Origin of the sequence: Clostridium uliginosum, from assembly GCF_900112485.1 — a bacterium.
Classification (GTDB): domain Bacteria; phylum Bacillota; class Clostridia; order Clostridiales; family Clostridiaceae; genus Clostridium; species Clostridium uliginosum.
The window spans coordinates 53,852-73,197 of the sequence record NZ_FOMG01000007.1; the positions used below are offsets into that span (position 1 = coordinate 53,852).

The following is a 19,346-nucleotide window of genomic DNA, read 5'->3' on the forward strand; positions in this document are numbered from 1 at the left end:
TTCTATCACTTTTTATTTTATTTCATATTCCTTAAATTTAATCACTTTATTATGTTTAAGACTTTCTTGAACATCTACTATTCTTTGATTCAATGATCCTCTAAACTTTAATCCATCTTCCATCTTATCTTCTTCAAATCGTCCATCTACTAACACATCTATATTACTTAAAAGCTCCTTCCATGCATTATTACTTTCTAAATGACTCATTATATATTCAAAAGTATATCCTGTATAACACCATATATTTAATTTATTATTTTTAAATATCTTTGCCATATATGAAAACTGATATGCTCTTTCAAAAGGATCTCCTCCACTAAAAGTCACTCCTCTTATCATTGAATTACCTAACACATCTTGTATTAATTCATCCATATCCATTTCTTCTCCGCCATTAAAATCATGAGTATCCGGATTAAAACACCCCTTACAGTTATGATTACACCCTTGTGAAAAAAATACCCTTCTCATTCCAGGTCCATTTACTAAACTTTCATAAGCAATTCCTGATAATCTTATAGTTTTTGACAAAATAAATTCACTCCCTTTTATTAAGTTATTATCAAAATAATACTGTTTTATCCTTATAGTTTTTTATATATTTTTTTATATTCTTTATTTTAATGTCTAAATTATATTATAAAGCTAAAACTAATTATAATAAAGAAGTCAAAAAGCTGACTGGACTACTTTGAGTCAACAATAGATATTTATCATGTCACCATATTATTTACTTCTAATGAATAAATAATTTACTTAAATATAAAATATAATTAAAATCTATTAATTGAAAGGAGTTTTTAATTTTTATGAAGAGATTTATAAATATACTTATTGTAATAATGTTACTTATTTGTACAACAGGTGATTTAACATTTGCTTCACAAAACCCTATAAATACCAATATAGTAGTTCAAGGTATATACAAAGTAGGTGAGAATAATGCAAATTTTGTCCCTGGAAAATATAAAGTTGAATTAATCTCATCTAACTCTATTGTTTATGTATATATAATAGATAATAATAACATTCAAAGATATTCTAAAAGATTTGATTCTAAGGACTCAGGAAAGCCTTATCCATTCTCTGTAGGAACATTAAAGGAAGGTGATTCTATAATTATTTTTGGTAAAGGTGAACTATATTTAAATAATATCCTTAATTAAAAGATACAATAATTCCTATTTATAGAATATTAATAGTTAAACTTAAATTAATATAAATCAAAATAATTTAAGTTTAATTATATTTCTATTAAACTTATTATATAAAATTTAATAAAAATAAGAAGTAATATAGATGAATTTTTTTATACAAATTCATCTATATTTACTTCTTATTAAATTTTTTATTATATTATTAATATATATGTTCTAAAAAAGTTTGTTCATTTAAATTGAATCTGTACTTTTAGAAATTGCAACAAGCTAGCTTTGCAAATAATGAATTTTATTAATTAGAACTTATATATTAACTTTTAGGCCATAATTCAGTTTCTTCAAAGTCCCTCACAGGCATTGGCCTTGCATATAAATATCCTTGAGCTCTGTTACACCCTACCTTATTTAAGAATTCAGCTTGTTCATGTGTTTCTACACCTTCACAAATTACAGTTAAATCTAATTCATTAGCCATTCTAACTATATTTTCTATAACTATTTCTCCCTTTTTAGAACTATCCTTGCTATTTAAGAACTCACGATCAAGCTTTATAATATCAATCGGTAAATCCTTCAAGATGTTAAGTGATGAAAAGCCTGTACCAAAATCATCTAATGAAATACTAAATCCTATTTCTTTTAACTTAGATAATGCCTCAAATATATTTTCATAATCATCAAATACTGCGCTTTCTGTTATTTCAATTTCTATTAAGCTTGGTGATATGTCATATTTATCAAATATCCTTGTAATATTTTTAATAAAGTACTCTACATTCTTCAAATTAACTCTTGAAATATTTACTGAAATAGGAACTAATCTTGATTCTTTTCCTTTCCATTCATTCAGTTTTATACACACTTGCTCAAAAATAAACATATCTAGATTTACTATAAATCCATTTTTCTCGAATAATGGTATGAAGTTTATAGGACTTATTAATCCTCTCGTAGGATGTCTCCATCTAACAAGAGCTTCAGCACCAATTGAAACTCCTAATTTTATATCATATTTAGGTTGTAAATATACTTCAAATTCTCCACTTATTAAAGCGCTATGCATAACATCTTCTATTTGCTTTTGTTTAATTAACTTATTTTGTAATTTAGTATCATAAAATGCTATTATACTATTACAATTGTTTTTTGAAGTCTCTCTTGCAAGTGCTGTGTTATCTATCATTTTTTGTATATCTGCTTCAGATTCATCTATCACATATGCACCATAAGATAAGGTGAAATTAGGAATTGGCTCCCTTTTTTCAAAAAAGCGAATATCATTATCTAAAACCTTAAGTCTTTCCAACATATCTTTATAATTACTATAATTTAATAACATTATAAATAAATCATCTCGAACCCTACAAAACATTTCGTTAAAACATAACTTCTCTTCTAACACTTCTGAAATATGTTTTAATAATAAATTACCAGTCTTATATCCCCATATATCATTAATGATTTTAAATCTATTTATATCAAATTCAACCAAAGCATAAGAACCATTTTTATTATTTGATAGTAATTCTTTAATATCCATTTTAAATTTCATTAGAGTTTTTCCACCAGTAATGTCATCAACAAAAGCAATATCTTTAATTAGTTTTTCTTTTTTATTTCTATATTCATTTATATAAATTAATAACATTACAAAAATTATAGAAATAAAACTACCTAACAAAATCATCATAGATCTTATATGATTATCCTTATCACTTATAATAGATTGCTCTATTTGTGATAAAACATAGTGATCTTGTAAATTCTCTACTTTTGAATAACTAAAAAGAGACTTTTTGCCGTTTATTTCAAGAACTCTCGTTCCTTCATTTCCACTTATTAAATCCTGCTTAAAATTTTCTAATTCTGTTTTATCACTTTCTTCATTAGATTTCTCATTTGTAAATATATTTTCTCTTTCAACTACTTCCTTTGAATTTTTTGCACCAACTACTATATTTCCATCTTTATCAATTATACAAGATTTTACCTTTCCTTCAAAGCCTGCATTTGATAACAATATTTCCTCCATATTATCACACAGTACAGTACCATATATAACACCTTTAATAGCTCCATCATATAATAGTGGAGTAGTATATATGAAAACCTTTTCTTTGGTTGTTGTATCAATGACCTCTCTGGATATTATAGTATCTCCATTCATTGCTCTGTTAAAATAGTCTGTGTTTGATACGTTTAAACTTATATTATCAGTTGATTTTAAAATACCTTCTGAATTTATAATTCCCATTCTTAAAAATGAAGTTCTTTCAGTTTCTGTTTTTAAGAAACTCAACATTGAATCAATATCAAATGTGCTTTGTTGACTAAAAATATTAGATATACATTTCATATAGTCAAATGTACCTTTTATTTTATCTTCTACAACTATCGCATTTTTATCAGAAATTTCTGTAATAGTTGCTTCATTTCCTTCATTCAATAAAATTTTTACAGATTTTATGCATATAACAAATCCACTTGATATTAATATAAAAATAATTACACTCGTTATAATAATTCTAAGAAGTACTTTCTTCTTTCTATTAGCCACGTTGTCTCCTCCCCAAACCTATTTTCTATGAATATAATAATCTAACTTTAAATTCCTGTAATTTATAAAAATACTTTTTATGTTATATTTTATATTTATATACATATTTTATCATATTTTCTAGTATTTTTATAGAGCTCTAAATTTTAATTTTTTACCATATATGACTTAATTATCAAACAAAAAAAGCACAAAAGTTCTTTATTTATGAACTCTTGTGCTTTTAAATTTACTGAAATTAGTTATTTGACTTTACATAGTTTAATCTTCCACCAATTTCAATTACATCAATTTCTTTATCTGTTAATTCTACAAATGCCTTGAAATTTGTTCCTTTAGTTAAATTTTTAACTGTTACAAATCCAGATTTAAGTCCAGATTTTACATTATCTATTTCAAATGCATCTAATAAATCTATTTTTTCATAGTCACTTTCATTTTCAAATACCATTGGTATTATTCCATTGTTAATTAAATTTGCCTTATGAATTCTTGCAAATGACTTGGCAACAACTCCTCTTACACCTAAATAAAGTGGTGCTAAAGCTGCATGTTCTCTACTTGATCCTTGTCCGTAGTTATTCCCTGCTACAATAAATCCACCATTATGTTCTTTAGCTCTAGCTGGAAATTCTGTATCAACTGTATTAAAACAGAAATCCGCTAAATAAGGAATATTTGATCTAAACGGTAATAACTTTGAATTTGAAGGCATAATATGGTCAGTTGTAATATTATCTTCAACCTTTATTAATACTCTTCCATCTACTTCTTCCCTTAAAGGCTCGCTTATTGGGAATGGCTTAATGTTTGGTCCTCTAACAACTTCAACTTCAGCATTAGTTGGTGCTGGCGCCAAAATCATTGAATCATCAATTAAGAATTTTTTAGGCATATCTATTGTTAAATTTACATCCATTACTGTTGGATCAGTTAAAACTCCATTAATTGCTGATACTGCTGCTGTTTCTGGACTCACTATATATATTTGACCTGATAATGTTCCACTTCTGCCATAGAAGTTTCTATTTACAGTTCTAAGTGATATTCCATTAGTTCCAGGCGCTTGACCCATACCAATACATGGTCCACAAGAATTTTCAAGTATTCTTGCTCCTGCACTTATTATATCTGCTAATGCTCCATTTCTGGCCATCATTTCCATAACCTGTCTTGATCCTGGTCCAATTACTAAACTAACATCTGGATTTACTTTATTACCTTTTAATATCTTAGCAACTTTCATTAAATCTTCGTAAGAAGAGTTAGTACAACTTCCTATAAATACTTGATCAACTTTACTCTTACCAACTTCACTAACCTTTGCTACATTATCTGGGCTATGTGGCTTAGCTGTAAGTGGTGTTAATTCATCTAAGTTAATTGTTACTACTTCATCATAAACTGCATCAGCATCTGGCTTAAATTCTATCCAATCTTCTTCTCTTCCTTGAGCTTTAAAGAATTCTAATGTTCTTTCATCACTTGGGAAAATTGAAGTTGTAGCTCCAAGTTCTGCACCCATATTAGTAATAGTAGCTCTTTCTGGAACTGAAAGAGTTTCAACACCTTCACCACCATATTCGAATACCTTACCTACTCCACCTTTAACAGTTAAGACTCTTAAAACTTCAAGAATAACATCTTTAGCCGCTACCATCTTATTTAATCTCCCAGTAAGCTCAATCTTTACTACCTTTGGAGTGTTAATATTATAAGCTCCGCCACCCATAGCAAGAGCAACATCTAATCCACCAGCGCCCATAGCAAGCATGCCAACACCACCTGCTGTTGGTGTATGACTATCAGATCCTATTAATGTATCTCCTGGTGTTGAGAATCTTTCCAGAAAAATTTGATGACATATTCCATTACCTGGTTTTGAAAAATATACACCATATTTAGATGCTACAGTTTGAATAAACTTATGATCATCTGCATTTTCAAACCCTTGCTGTAACATATTATGATCTATAAATGCCACTGACTTCTTTGTTTTGACTCTGTCTATTCCCATAGCTTCTAATTGAAGATAAGCCATTGTTCCTGTTGAATCTTGAGTTAAAGTCTTATCAATTTTTAATCCAACTGGTTCTCCAGTCTTTAATTCACCCTCAATAACATGACTCTTTAAAATTTTGTATACTAAATTATCTCTCACTTGTATTCCCCCTATTTCTATTGCTTATTTTCTTCTAACTGTCTGTGATATTCTTGATATAATTTAACTACTTCCTTGTCAAATAAAGTTCTCTTTAATTTAACTGATGTAGCTCTTACAAGTTCTAATATACCTGTTGCTTCATCTGGTGTAAGCTCTCTATTATATTCTCTAAATTTATTTATTATTGAAGCTCTTCCCGAGTGCTTTCCTATAACAATTTGTCTTTCAAGACCAACTATTGCTGGATCAAATGCTTCATAATTCTTAGGATCTTTTATTGCTCCATCTGCATGAATTCCTGATTCATGTGCGAACATATTAGTCCCAACAATTGCTTTCCATATTGGAAGTTCTCTTCCTGATGCTCTTGATACATACTCTGATACTTCTCTGAACATTTGAGTATTTATTCCATCACCATTATATCCATAAACAAGCATTAATGCCATTATGACTTCCTCTAATGCTGCATTACCAGCTCTTTCTCCAAGGCCATTTACAGTTACTCCAACATGTGATGCTCCGCCTTTGATACCTGCCACTGCATTAGCTGTTGCCATTCCAAAGTCATCATGAGTATGCATTTCTATATCAAAGCCTGTCTTATCATATATATATTTAATATCATCTCTAAGCTTAAATGGCTCCATAATTCCTACTGTATCACAATATCTAAATCTGTTTGCGCCCGCCTGTTTAGCTGCATTAATAAATTCAACTAAAAAATCTCTATCCGCTCTAGATGCATCTTCCCCGTTTACAGACACATAAAGACCATTTTTCTTTGCAAATTCTACAGACTTAACCATATTCTCTAATACCCAATCCCTAGAAGTCTTAAGTTTATGTTGAATGTGTATATCTGATACTGATATTGAAATAGCAACTGCATCAACTCCACAATCTATTGATTGTTCTATATCAGAAATTACAGCTCTATTCCATGCCATTATACTAGACTTTAAATTTCTTTTTACTATTTCTTTTATAGCTACTTTTTCGTCTCCACCCATTGTAGGAATTCCTACTTCTAGTTGATCAACACCTAAGTCACTTAGCATTTGTGCTATTACTATTTTTTCTTCATTAGCAAAAACTACTCCTGCTGTTTGTTCTCCATCTCTAAGAGTTGTATCAACTATAATAATCTTTTTACCAGTATTTAAATTTTCAACTGCCATTTTAAATCCCCCTTGACTTTTATTTATAACTTATTGCTGTATTATTTTTGTTAAAGTTTTTTGCGTGTCTATATAATTTTATTATACACGATATATATACATAATGGAATGACAATTTAACTATTTTTGCAACAGAATCAGTTTTGTCATTCAAACATTCTTATTAATTAAGGTATTTTATTCAAAATATGAGTTATAATTGCAAGTTTTTTTTCAAACATTGCATTTATATGAATATAGCTCGAAGTTAAAAATTTAACTATTTTACTGCTTTATTATTTAAAGTTTATTATCAATTACTCGTTTAGAGTAATTTTTATTATATAGTATTATATTTTTTCATCTACATAACAAATAGAGACATCAAATAACTTGATGTCTCTAAAAATATTTTATTTTGCTTTTTTAATAATGATTTTTATGTGCTTCTGTATGAGATACTCTATCTTCTCTTTCATGATATTTACCTGAACCAAATCTTTCATCTAAGCTTAGATATCCAGTAACTCTTGATATTCCTTGTATATCTGTACTATTACATGTTGGACATTTACTTTCATTATTGTGTAAATATGTTCCACATTTTTTACAATATCTTATATGAAAATTAATTCCCATATAACTTATATTAGTATTTTTGTATGAATAATTTATTATATCCATAACCACTTCTTCACTTGGAGCATCATCTACTTCTATATAAGTTATATGACCACCATCACAAAGTTTATGATATGGTGCTTCAATGTCAATTTTACTTTTAATTGATATTGGATATCCAACAGGTACATGATAACTATTTGTATAATATTCCTTATCAGTTACACCTTCTACAATACCAAATATTTTTTGATCTTGCTTTATAAACTTACCTGATAATCCTTCTGCTGGAGTTGCATAACAACTCCAATTCAATTTATATTCTTCCGTTAATCTACCTGTATATTCTCTGATATGACTAATAATCTTTAATCCTAACTTCCTAGCTTCTTCATCTTCTCCATGATGCTTTCCTATTAAAGATATTAATGTTTCCGCAAGTCCTATAAACCCAATTCCCCATGTACCATGCTTTAATAATGGCTCAATAGAATCATCTGGTCCTAAGTTTTCTGAACCCATCATAAGATGTTGTCCTGCAATAAAAGGTAAGTCTTTAACTCTTAGATTCTTTAAAACATCATATCTATGCATTAAAGAATCCTTTGCTAAAGCCAATCTACAATCTAATATTTGAAAGAATTTATCTATATCTCCCTTAGCTTGTAGTCCTATTCTTGGCAGATTAATTGTTGTAGGTGCTATATTACCTCTTCCCTTACATCCTGGTTCTCCATTTATATTTTTCATAAGATATGTTCTACAACCCATTGTTGCTGGAAGATATCCTCTGTCATAATATTCTTTATTAAAATCTGCATCTATATTCATAAATGTTGGATTCATTCTTTTTGCAGCAACTCTGCATGCTAATTTATATAAATAAAAATATGGATCATTTTCTTCTCTATTAACGCCTTCTTTTACTCTGAAAATTATATTAGGAAATATTGGTTGTTCTCCTTTTCCTAATCCTATTTCATATTCTAAAAGAAATACTTCACACACTAAGGCAGCATCCTTATTATTTGGTATACCAATATTAACTGAACTAAATGGAACTTGTGAACCAGCCCTTGAGTGCATTGTATTAAGGTTATAAACAACACCTTGCATTGCTTGATGTACTCTTTTTCTTAATCTCTTTTCTAAAAGTTCTTCCGTCTTTTCTTCTGGAACTTCTAACTCTTTTAGTTCTTTTCTAATTTCTTCTCTAGTTGGTTCAACAAATATTCCTAAATCATTATCAAAATCTGGATGTGATTGTCCCCCAAACATATCATTTTGAGTTGATTGTAATAAAATACATGATAATTCAGCTGCTGTTTCTATTCTCTTAGGTGCATTAATTGTTCCATATCCAGTATTAAATCCCTTTTCTAAAATTTCTCTAGTAGGAATATGCAAACAATTAGTCGTTAAATTATAACTATCTAAATCATGATAATAAAGATCTCCTGTTTCATGAGCTCTTGATAAATACTTAGGCATTGTAGATAAATTATGCCATTTATTAGATTCAGATGCTATTCTTAATAGTTTAGAACTAAAATTGTTACCAACATTAGCATTATCCCTATCTGTTTCAACTCCTATTTGTTCAATTGCCTTCATTAAATCTGACTTTATATCTCTTACTCTTGTTCTTTCTCTTCTGTATGCTGAATACGCAAAAGCTATATCTTTATGGTTTTCATCTCTCAGTGCTTTTTCAACCAAATTTTGAATTTCCTCTACTGTAACTTGTTTATTTTTTGTCTCCTCAACGTAACCAATCACCTTTTGTACAGCATCTAAAACCTGGCTTTCTTTTAATATTAATCCTATTTCAATTGCAGCACCTTTTATGGCTTGAGATATTTTCTCCCCATTAAACTCCACTTTTCTTCCATCTCTTTTTACAACATATAGCATTCAGCTTACCTCCACAATACAATATATAGTATTATTAATAATACTGTATTATTATACTTGATAAGATATTCCTTAGCAATGCTTTTAATTTTTAATTTTATTAGTACTATATTTTAATTATCAAGCAATATATCTTATTAGCTCTAGATTTAGTCATTTTTTATGCTTACTATCAATTTGACTTAGGAATATTCAAAAAAATAACAGACCTGTATGCTTATATATTTTGTTCTATACTTCGTTGGCAAGTTCCGAAATACACTGTTATGAGCAAAGCTTACCTTCTTGCCCTTACGCAAAATATACCGCGCATTTTTATTTTATGTGTCTTATAATTAATTAATATTATTTAAAATATATTGTAAAATACAGAAATAAAAAATATCTTTATCAATAGTGATAACTATATCACTATTGATAAAGATATTAAGAATGATATAATAAATTTAATATAACTATATTTTAGGAGGAACTCTAATGAGAAAAATAGCATTAATAACTGATAGTGCATCAGATATAAGCACTGAAGACTTAAATAAACACAACATAAAATTATTACCCTTTAAAATCATCTTCTCTGATAAAGAATATGATGACAGATTAGAAATAACCCCTGAGTTTCTTTACGATGCTCTTCCAAATGAAATTCCAACGACATCATTACCTAGTATTGAAAGAATTACTAATACGCTTAGAGAGGCTGTTGCAGAGGGTTGTACTCATGCTATTATAATAACCTTATCAAGTGAACTGTCTGGTACATATAATTCTATAAGATTAGCATGTGAAAATGTTAATGATATTACAACTTTTGTCTATGACTCTAAAACTTTAAGTATGGCTGAAGGAGTATTAGTTCTTGAAACTGCGAAACTAATCGAAGAAGGAAAATCATTTAATGAAATAATAGATATAATCCCAACACTTACATCTAAGATAGATATATTCTTTACAATAGATACCTTAGAATATCTAAAAAAAGGTGGAAGAATAGGTAAGGTAGCTGGAACTATTGGTGAGGTCCTTAACCTTAAACCCGTTATAACTGTAGGAGATGATGGAATATATCATACTTATTGTAAAGCTAGAGGTAAAAAACAAGCATTATCTAAATTAGTTGAAATATTAAAATCATATTTAGCTAAAGATAAATGTAGAATTTGGATTATGAGTGGAAATGGGTTAGAACAGGCTCAATCATTATTTGAAACTATAAAAAATTTAGAAAATGTAGAAGAATGTCATTTAGGTGGTACAATTGGTCCTGCTCTTGGAGTTCATACTGGTCCTGGTCTTTTTGGATTTATTGTTGAAAAGGTAGATTAAAATGTCTGATTTTGACTTTTCTGATATAAAAGATATAAGAGCTGAAGAAAAAAGACTTTATGAAGAATATAAAAAGAAGATTTCAGAATTAAAAAAAGTAAAAAAAGAAAAAGAGGCCGTTGGTCAAGTTTTTACTAAAGGACTGTTACCAATATATGTTCTATTCATTTTGTCTATAAAACCTACTAATGGGAATGAAATTTCAAATCAAATAGGTATAAGAACTAATGGTAAATGGATACCTAGCACAGGTGGTATTTATCCTTTACTTAAAAGATTAGAAAAAGATGAAATTATAATAGGTACATGGGATGATCCTGAAAAAAGATTTCAAAAAATATATCATTTAACACCAAAAGGTAAAATTGAATATAAAAATAAAAAAAAGCTCTTAAAACCCAAAATCGAACAATCATTAGAAGTATTTAAAATAGTCTATAATGATATTTATTAATATGTATAATAAGGTATTTGGAAAAATAACAATCCAATATTTTTACATATTAAACTTAGGCACATTCAAAAAGTAACAGACCTGTATGCTTGTATATTGGGTCTGTTATTTTATTTATGTTCCTTATTATTTTCTCTTAAATATATAGGATATTTCATAAAATAAAAAATTATCTTTTAATATGTATATTTATTTATATATAACTAAAAATAATATTAAAGGATGGTGTTAAAATGAAAGGTCTTATTATTGATTCAACTTATAAAGAAGATATTGTAATTGGAAAACAGACTATTAACACAATAGTTCCATGTAACAATTTATCAAACAATACAACAAATGGTATTGGAAGTGATTTGAATAACATTTCATCTAATTATATCTCTCATACTAATAAAAACGATAAATATAACACTTATAGTATAGTTGACTATTTATAAATAAATATATAAAATATATTTAGAATGTGCTAGGGGAGCCTTCGTGCTGAGATTTGATATTTCATAAACCCTTAAAACCTGATCCAGTTAATTCTGGCGTAGGGAAGTGTAATCTTTATCTAGTGATTCTACTCCTTAGGTAAAGATATTTAAAGAGTAGAATAGGTTATTCATATATACTAATTATTGAATAACAATAAACTTTATACTTATTTGGTTAGTAATCTCCTAGACACAATTAAGGAGGTTTTTTTTATGAAAATTTTTAATGATTGGGCAAAACAGTTCTCAAAACTGTATCAAAACTTGCCAGAAAATGTGCACACCATTATTTCAAATCCTTTATCTATTGCTACATTAATAGGATGTATTATACTTCTTATAGTTTTAGTTAAAACAAAAAAAATTAAATTCACACCTCAATTAATTGCTAGGATTGGTATTGCATTAGCTCTAGCTACCATATTAAAAATGCTTAGAATTTATCATTTTCCTCAAGGTGGTAGTATTACTTTTGGTAGTATGATTCCTATACTACTCATTGCATTTATGTATGGTCCACAAGTTGGTTTCTTAACTGGATTTCTTTATGGTATAATAACACTTTTTATGGATCCATTTATTTTACATCCAGTTCAAGTTCTATTTGATTATCCACTACCTTTTATATGCCTTGGCATAGCAGGATTCTTTCCAAAGCAAAAATATTTAGGTGTATCACTGTCAATTTTTGCTAGATTCATATGTCATTTCATTTCTGGAATTGCATTCTTTGGATCTTACGCTCCAGAAGGAGTATCTCCTGCTATGTATTCCTTAGCTATTAATGGTCCTATTATAGGAATAGAAGGTATTATATGCCTTGTGATTGTATCTGTGCTTCCTATAAATAGAATAATATATTCTACTTATATTCCAGCAAAATCTTAAAAAAATAAGAGCTATCATTAATGATAGCTCTTATTTTCTTTTATGTACCTTAATTACTATTCTACTATTCTACTATAATTGCATTAACTGGACAGCTTACTTCAGCTTCCTTAGCGCTATCTTCACACGCTGTTGGTACTTCTGGAACTATAGTTGTAGCTTTTCCATCATCATCATCCATTTGAAAACATTCAGGACATATTGATGGGCATAGTCCACATGCTATGCAAGTATCTTTATCTACTCTTGCTTTCATTTTACTCACCCTTCCATTAAAGAATTACATTAATAGTATCCCCTAATAAGGTTAAGTTATGTATTTTAAGGCACATGAAAGAAAATAATAGACCAAAGATGAGTCGTATATTTGGTGTCAGGCAAGGAGACAAGTTCAGTTAATAGCAAGCTATTAGCTGAATTGGTCGACACAGTATAACGCAAAATAAACAAGCATACTGGTCTATTATTTTTTTGAATGTGCCTAATATAATCCTTCAAAGATTAATGAATACAAATCATTTTCTCTTACATAGTCTTCTGCTTTACCCTGTTCTAATGCTTCAGTAAGTTCAATATTAATCGGCAATTCTCCAATTAATGGTAAACCTAAATATTCAGCATGTTCTTCAGAAGATTTATTACTAAATACTTTTATCTTTTTATCACAATCTGGGCAATTAATATATGCCATATTCTCGACTACTCCTCTAATTTTAATACCAATCTTTTGAGCCATTATAACAAGCTTTTTAACAATCATTGATACCATATCTTGAGGTGTTGATACTATTATTACTTCACTTATTGGAAACTCTTGCATTACAGTTAAAGCTATATCTCCAGTACCTGGAGGCATATCTATAAGTAAATAATCAAGTTCTCCCCAATTAGTTTCTACAAACATTTGCTTTAGTACACCTGTAATAACAGGACCTCTCCAAATAACTGGTTCATCTTCTACAGCAGTTAAAAGATTCATAGATATAATTTTTATACCACTTTCTGTCACTACTGGATCAAATCTTACCATATCATTTTCTAAAGGCATTATCATAGCCCTCTTATCGTTTATACCAAAAAATCTTGGCATAGATGGTCCTGTAATATCTGCATCTAGCACTCCAACTTTATAACCTTTTTTAGCCAAAGTGGTTGCCATTACACCTGTAATAGTTGATTTTCCAACTCCACCTTTACCACTAATTACTCCAATTATATTTTTAATATTACCATATCTAGGCATAGTTTTTGAGCAAGAGCTTTCACAATTATCACTCTTAGAGCCACATGCATCCTTGCTTGGACAAGTTTCGCAACTTCCCATTCTTCATCCTCCTTTTACCAATCTTCTGGTATTTTATTTGGTTTGCTTATATTGATATCCCAATTCTTAAAATTATACTCTGCTGACACATAGTAAGTATCAAAAGCCTTATCTTTTTTATTATCAACAGTTATCATTGTTTTAAAAATCGTACTATTATATCCTCTATTTTTGATCTTAATTATTGTATCAAAATCTTCACTGTTCTTATTAACAAGTTGAACATTTGGCAGTACTTTGTTTAATTTCTTGTTAAATTCCTGCAAGTCAATAGAAAACATGTATTTTAGGCAATCCACATCTCCAGAAGTATCTATGCCTACTTTATTATCAGGATTATTCAAATCATCCTTTTTAGCTTTAATTACTGATAAAATAGATTCATAATATACATACTGAAAGTCTCTTGGTTTTCTTATAAATGAAAGATTTTGGGTTATCGTATCATCTAAATGCTTTGATATTGAAAAAAACATATCATCATTAAAAAAATTACCTTTTCCTTTTTCATCAGCTCCAACTATATATTGATACTTATGAACCTCATCACCTATCCATACTTCAAAATAATAATCTGGATCAAGTGAACTTTTTTTAGATACTTCCTTGCCTTTTGATAATAATCCATACATATCCTGTATAGCCTTACTATCAGTAATTATAAATTTAAACCCACTGTCTCTAGCACTTTGGATTATAATTTTATCTACTTTATTTTGATTTATGTACTCAAATTGATTGTTTTTTAGCCCTAATTTGACTGCTATATTATCATAAGTAGTACATCCAGATATGTTTGTCATAACCAATACTAAAGTTAAAACTATAATTAAAAACTTATTCTTCTTCAACGCTTTTATTCTCTCCCTTAAAAAACTTATGAATATTAAAGATAATAATCCCAAGAACTAAGGTCATAATAGCTATAAACTGTGATGTAGATAATGCTCCCACATTTCCTCTTGGATCATTTCTAAAAAATTCTATTATAAATCTTCCTATGCTATATATTATTAAATACATAGAAAGTACTCTCCCTGACTTTTTCTCTTTCTTAGCATAATATAAAAGAAATAAACCTAGTAAAAAATCAAAAGCTGATGAATAAAGTTGAGTTGGATGTAAGTGTATTCCTGTTGGTGCAAGCGATCCTACTGGGAATTCAACACCTATAGGAAGATGAGTTTCTGCTCCATAACAACATCCAGCTAGAAAACATCCAATACGACCAAATCCTTGGGCAATTGCAAGTCCTGGTGCAACTATGTCCAACACTTCTAATGTATTCCACCTTTTTCTTCTACAATATAAAAATACACTTAACGCACCTAACATTATGGCGCCATAAATTACAAAGCCATAACCAAAGTTCATTAATATACTTGGATCATTTAATATGCTTTTAAATTCAGTTATAATAAAAAGCAACTTCCCACCTAATACTCCTGATATTATGGTCAAAATAATTAAATTTAATAATGAATCTTCATCATATCCTCTATTTTTACCTTTATTCAAAAGTAAAGAGGATGCAACTAATATTCCAATGGCGATCATTAATCCATAACTCTTTATTTGTAATCCAAAAATTTCGAATAAAATTATCCTCATGTATATCTCCTAACATTATTTAAATATGAAGGAGAAGCTTTAACACTTCTCCTTCATATTTAAATTATAATACTTATGCTTATCAATGGCAAATGTTATTTGGCTTGCGTATTGACCTTAGAAACAATAGTATTAAATACTGTTTTTATATTTTCCTTATAACAATCTTCTTTTATATTAAACAATACTTTTATTATTTTGCCATCATCACTATTCAAATAATAACAAACATTCTCTAAAATATAGTCTTTTTCCACTGTAGTCTTATACTGTGATAATATTCCCGATACATTTTCAATCTTAAATGGCATTATTTGTTCATTTCTATAGGATAATGGTAAATTCTTTAAATCACTTTCTGCAAAAACTCCTAAATCATTTTGTGTATCTATAACTTGTAAATATCCTGTTATTTTATTTTCTTTATCCTTAAAGTCCGCTTTATAACTAATATACTGTTCTTTATTTTGTTTTTCAGATACTATCCATTCATTTGGTAATGAAAAAGAATATTTTCCTTCTTCAAAGTTATATTCATTAAACTCAGTTATTCCATTTTCTACAAGAGCTACTTCTGTAAATGTTTGTTTGAAAAATGATTGGGTTATCCCGAGTACTAGCATTAATGAAACCAATATCGACATAACTATTACTTGCTTTTTGTTCATAATAATGATCTCATTTATTTCATTGGAACTACAATAGTTGAGTTCTTAAAATCATAAAACATAAGCCAATAACCTTCATTTCTCATTTCACTATGTGTCCATGTTACAAAGCCAGTCTTCCCTTCATAAGGTTGTTCAACATTATCTTTGCTTCCTGGTATTCCATAAACAATATATTTTAAGTCTCCTGTAGCATCACATTTATATCCCAATAAAAAGTGTTTATTTTTATTGATATAAGGATAATAGTTTAACATTGGATAATATGCTAAAGTGTATTTATTATAATTTGATATATTACATAAATCATCCATTGCATTAACAGGGATCTTATACCACTTACAATATTTTACTCCATCTAATTCTTGATTATAATCCTCAAAGCCCTCAGCAATCTGTTCAAAATATTGTCCTATTTTTCCTTTTATACTAAAATTATATGAAGAAATATTTTTTATCTTTTCAATATCTTTTTCATATTGTTCAAAATCAGCACCATCAATTCTGCTGTTTTCTTGTATTCTCTTATGATTATCTTGCTTTAAATAGCACGATTCCTTTTTAATATCTTCAATAATCTCTTTACACTCTTTTGATTTTTCAATCTTGCATTCATCTTTTACTGCTTTTTTCATTTCATGTTTTTCTTTTGTTTCTTCTTTGTCTTTATCTTCTGTCTTATGTTTCTCATTTTCGTCACATTCACATTCTGTTTCCATATCAATTTTTAAATCTTTATTACTTTTAGTTTTTTCTTCTTTTTTAATCTCAGCTTTTTCTTCTTTTTTAATCTCAGCTTTTTCTTCTTTTTTATATTCTGTCTTATGTTCCTTATTTTTCTCATCTTCACATTCTGTTTCCATGTCAACTTTTAACTCTTTATTACTTTTAGTTTTTTCTTTATCTTTTGTTTCATTCTTAACTTCCATTTTATCTTTAACTGGTTCTTTTAAAGGTTCACTCTTTACTGTTTCAGTCTCTATCTTGTATTTATTATCTTTATTTTTATCTTCTTCTTTAACTATCTTAAACTTTTTCCAATTTTCCTTTGGTTCTTCCCCATTCATAAAGCCATACATAAGGAAAACATACTCTCCGCTATTAATTCTACAAATAGCTGCACCAACTATTTTTTCATAGGATATGCCTAAACCAGCTATGTTATTAATATAGTATTCTTTGCTGGTGTCTCCCTTTCCAACTTCATTTATTGTTAAATCCCCTAAATTAATTAGTTGCTTAGAGTCTTTTTTACAACAGATAAGTACCATAGAGTAATTTGCTTCTTGTTTAAGATTTTGAGCATAGAAAGATACTTTGCATTTATCCCCTTTTGATTCTACCTTTGCATATCCGGATAAAGCCTTATCATTAGATGCTGCATTCCCTTTTTCATCTTCCTGTAATATTATAAAATTTCTATATAATTTATTATGTGCCAACCCCATAATCCCTCCACATATATTTATTCAATAAATTATATGCCTTCTTTAAGAGATTATGATTAAATACTGCAAATATTTTACTAATTATTTCTTGTAAGTCCTTTAAAATTTACTATTTACATTCATATATACTATCTGTTAAAATTGCAAATTCCTCTAATGTCAAAGTTTCTGCTCTCCTTTTAGGATCTATCCCTGACTTATCAAAAGCCTTTTGCAAATTTTCTTTAGAAAGACCTATGACTTTTGTTGAATTCCACAAAGTCTTTCTTCTCATATTGAATCCAGCTCTTACTATATCAAATAAAAGTTTCTCATCCTTAACTTTAATTCTAGGCTCTTCTAACCTATCTAATCTTATAACAATAGAATCGACTTTTGGTCTTGGCATAAAACTCTCAGGTGATACTTTTCTTATAATTTTAGTATTACAATAATATTGTACTAAAACAGATAATGCACCATATGCTTTACAATTAGGTTCTGCATCAATTCTCTCTGCTACCTCTTTTTGTATCATTATAGTTAAAGATTTAAATTTATACCCTTGCTTAAGTAATTTAATTATTATAGGTGTTGTTACATAATAAGGAAGATTAGCAACAAGCTTAACACTTTGTTCTTCGCCTATAATTTCATTAAAGTCTACCTTTAATGCATCATTATGTATTAATTGAAATTTTTGATATTCTCCCAATTCTTGTTCTAGAATAGGAATCAAATCATTATCTAACTCTATGCATGTTACTTTTTTAGCCCTCTTCATTAATTGAACGGTTAACGTTCCTACTCCAGGCCCTATTTCTATAATAAAGTCTTCTTCATTTACATCTGCACCATTTACTATATCTTCAAGAACTGAATCATCTAATAAAAAGTTTTGTCCTAAACTTTTTGAAAACCTAAAATTATACTTTTTTACTAACTCTTTAGTTTTAACATCTATTAAATCCATTTATTTTATACCTACTTCCAATTGTTTTTCTATTTCTTCTATACTTTTAACAAATTCTTCTTTTGTTATTCCATAATTATTTAATCTAGATACCATTTGAGTTGCATTTCCATATCCTATTCCAAGAATTTTTCCAAGCATACCTCTTCTATTTTTTGAAGTTACATCTCCTGTTAACTTAAAATAAAACATATCTTGCATAGTAAAGAAGCTTCTTTTTTCTTCACCTGTAACCTTAGCCATTTCAAGAGCTCTCATAATAACTTTTGGAACTGCATTTTCAACTCCAATATCCCCATTTTTAAGTCCATCCTCTTTTGCAATATATGCATGCTTTATTCCCTTAACTCGCTTTGAAATAATTCTTCGTATCTTCTCTCCTGCAAAATCCGGATCAGTAAGAACTATTACACCTTTTCTCTTTTGAGCCTCTTTTATTCTTTCTATAACTTTTGCATTTATTCCAAATCCACCAACAGCTATTATTTCTGCATCTAATGCCTTCTTTACAGCATCCACATCGTCTCTTCCTTCAACAACAATTACTTCTTTTATCAATCTTATACTCCCTTTCTTTAGTTACGTAATTAATTCTATATATATAATAATATATC

The 19,346-nt window shown here is 28.4% G+C and carries 18 protein-coding genes and 1 riboswitch; of the genes, 5 read left to right on the forward strand and 13 right to left on the reverse strand.

Annotated features, from left to right (window positions below; all coding sequences use genetic code 11):
• Positions 1-12: 12 nt before the first annotated feature.
• The gene (nrdG, locus tag BM027_RS06550) at positions 13-534 is read right to left on the reverse strand and encodes an anaerobic ribonucleoside-triphosphate reductase activating protein (protein WP_090089858.1); all 522 of its coding nucleotides are present in this window, start codon (positions 532-534) and stop codon (positions 13-15) included.
• A 278-nt stretch (positions 535-812) separates the two neighbouring features.
• On the opposite strand from nrdG, the gene BM027_RS06555 reads away from it, so the two are divergent.
• Complete coding sequence (locus BM027_RS06555; RefSeq protein WP_090089860.1) at positions 813-1,169, forward strand: hypothetical protein; 357 nt, start codon at positions 813-815, stop codon at positions 1,167-1,169.
• Positions 1,170-1,473: 304 nt separating this feature from the next.
• On the opposite strand, the gene BM027_RS06560 is transcribed toward BM027_RS06555, so the two are convergent.
• From BM027_RS06560 to BM027_RS06575, 4 genes are all read right to left on the reverse strand, one after another.
• A complete protein-coding gene (locus BM027_RS06560) occupies positions 1,474-3,720 on the reverse strand; it encodes a bifunctional diguanylate cyclase/phosphodiesterase (RefSeq protein WP_090089863.1) in 2,247 nt (748 codons plus the stop codon).
• A 238-nt stretch (positions 3,721-3,958) separates the two neighbouring features.
• Positions 3,959-5,881, reverse strand: coding sequence for an aconitate hydratase (locus BM027_RS06565; protein ID WP_090089865.1), 1,923 nt, complete (start codon positions 5,879-5,881; stop codon positions 3,959-3,961).
• A 17-nt stretch (positions 5,882-5,898) separates the two neighbouring features.
• Positions 5,899-7,065 carry a homocitrate synthase gene (gene nifV, locus BM027_RS06570; protein WP_090089868.1) on the reverse strand — a complete coding sequence of 389 codons (1,167 nt, stop codon included), beginning with the start codon at positions 7,063-7,065 and terminating at the stop codon, positions 5,899-5,901.
• 405 nt (positions 7,066-7,470) lie between these two features.
• Positions 7,471-9,579, reverse strand: a complete 2,109-nt coding sequence (locus tag BM027_RS06575) for an anaerobic ribonucleoside triphosphate reductase (RefSeq protein ID WP_090089871.1) — start codon at positions 9,577-9,579, stop codon at positions 7,471-7,473.
• Between the two features lie 477 nt (positions 9,580-10,056).
• On the opposite strand from BM027_RS06575, the gene BM027_RS06580 reads away from it, so the two are divergent.
• The 4 genes from BM027_RS06580 to thiT all read left to right on the forward strand — a co-directional run bounded on the left by BM027_RS06580 (position 10,057) and on the right by thiT (position 12,729).
• Complete coding sequence (locus tag BM027_RS06580) at positions 10,057-10,905, forward strand: DegV family protein (protein WP_090089874.1); 849 nt, start codon at positions 10,057-10,059, stop codon at positions 10,903-10,905.
• 1 nt (position 10,906) lies between these two features.
• On the forward strand, positions 10,907-11,359 hold the full coding sequence (locus BM027_RS06585) for a PadR family transcriptional regulator (RefSeq protein ID WP_090089876.1): 453 nt from the start codon (positions 10,907-10,909) through the stop codon (positions 11,357-11,359).
• 233 nt (positions 11,360-11,592) lie between these two features.
• Entirely contained in the window at positions 11,593-11,799 is a 207-nt protein-coding gene (locus BM027_RS06590; protein ID WP_090089880.1) for a hypothetical protein, read from the forward strand.
• A 21-nt stretch (positions 11,800-11,820) separates the two neighbouring features.
• Positions 11,821-11,921, forward strand: a riboswitch (TPP riboswitch).
• A 133-nt stretch (positions 11,922-12,054) separates the two neighbouring features.
• A complete protein-coding gene (gene thiT, locus BM027_RS06595) occupies positions 12,055-12,729 on the forward strand; it encodes an energy-coupled thiamine transporter ThiT (protein ID WP_090089882.1) in 675 nt (224 codons plus the stop codon).
• A gap of 64 nt (positions 12,730-12,793) precedes the next feature.
• On the opposite strand, the gene BM027_RS06600 is transcribed toward thiT, so the two are convergent.
• The 8 genes from BM027_RS06600 to rnmV form a co-directional block, all read right to left on the reverse strand.
• Positions 12,794-12,985: a ferredoxin gene (locus BM027_RS06600; RefSeq protein ID WP_090089885.1), complete on the reverse strand. Its 192-nt coding sequence runs from the start codon at positions 12,983-12,985 to the stop codon at positions 12,794-12,796.
• Between the two features lie 225 nt (positions 12,986-13,210).
• Positions 13,211-14,053 carry an Mrp/NBP35 family ATP-binding protein gene (locus BM027_RS06605; RefSeq protein WP_090089887.1) on the reverse strand — a complete coding sequence of 281 codons (843 nt, stop codon included), beginning with the start codon at positions 14,051-14,053 and terminating at the stop codon, positions 13,211-13,213.
• Between the two features lie 14 nt (positions 14,054-14,067).
• Complete coding sequence (locus BM027_RS06610) at positions 14,068-14,904, reverse strand: YhfM domain-containing protein (RefSeq protein WP_090089890.1); 837 nt, start codon at positions 14,902-14,904, stop codon at positions 14,068-14,070.
• Entirely contained in the window at positions 14,891-15,664 is a 774-nt protein-coding gene (locus BM027_RS06615) for a prolipoprotein diacylglyceryl transferase (RefSeq protein ID WP_090089893.1), read from the reverse strand. Before BM027_RS06615 ends, BM027_RS06610 begins: the two co-directional genes overlap by 14 nt.
• Positions 15,665-15,759: 95 nt before the next feature.
• Positions 15,760-16,332 (reverse strand): hypothetical protein, encoded by a 573-nt coding sequence (locus BM027_RS06620; RefSeq protein ID WP_090089896.1) that lies wholly within the window; start codon positions 16,330-16,332, stop codon positions 15,760-15,762.
• A gap of 14 nt (positions 16,333-16,346) precedes the next feature.
• On the reverse strand, positions 16,347-17,780 hold the full coding sequence (locus BM027_RS06625) for a DUF7922 domain-containing protein (protein ID WP_090089899.1): 1,434 nt from the start codon (positions 17,778-17,780) through the stop codon (positions 16,347-16,349).
• A 109-nt stretch (positions 17,781-17,889) separates the two neighbouring features.
• The gene (gene rsmA / locus BM027_RS06630; RefSeq protein WP_090089901.1) at positions 17,890-18,732 is read right to left on the reverse strand and encodes a 16S rRNA (adenine(1518)-N(6)/adenine(1519)-N(6))-dimethyltransferase RsmA; all 843 of its coding nucleotides are present in this window, start codon (positions 18,730-18,732) and stop codon (positions 17,890-17,892) included.
• On the reverse strand, positions 18,733-19,290 hold the full coding sequence (rnmV, locus tag BM027_RS06635) for a ribonuclease M5 (RefSeq protein WP_090089903.1): 558 nt from the start codon (positions 19,288-19,290) through the stop codon (positions 18,733-18,735).
• Positions 19,291-19,346 lie beyond the last annotated feature (56 nt).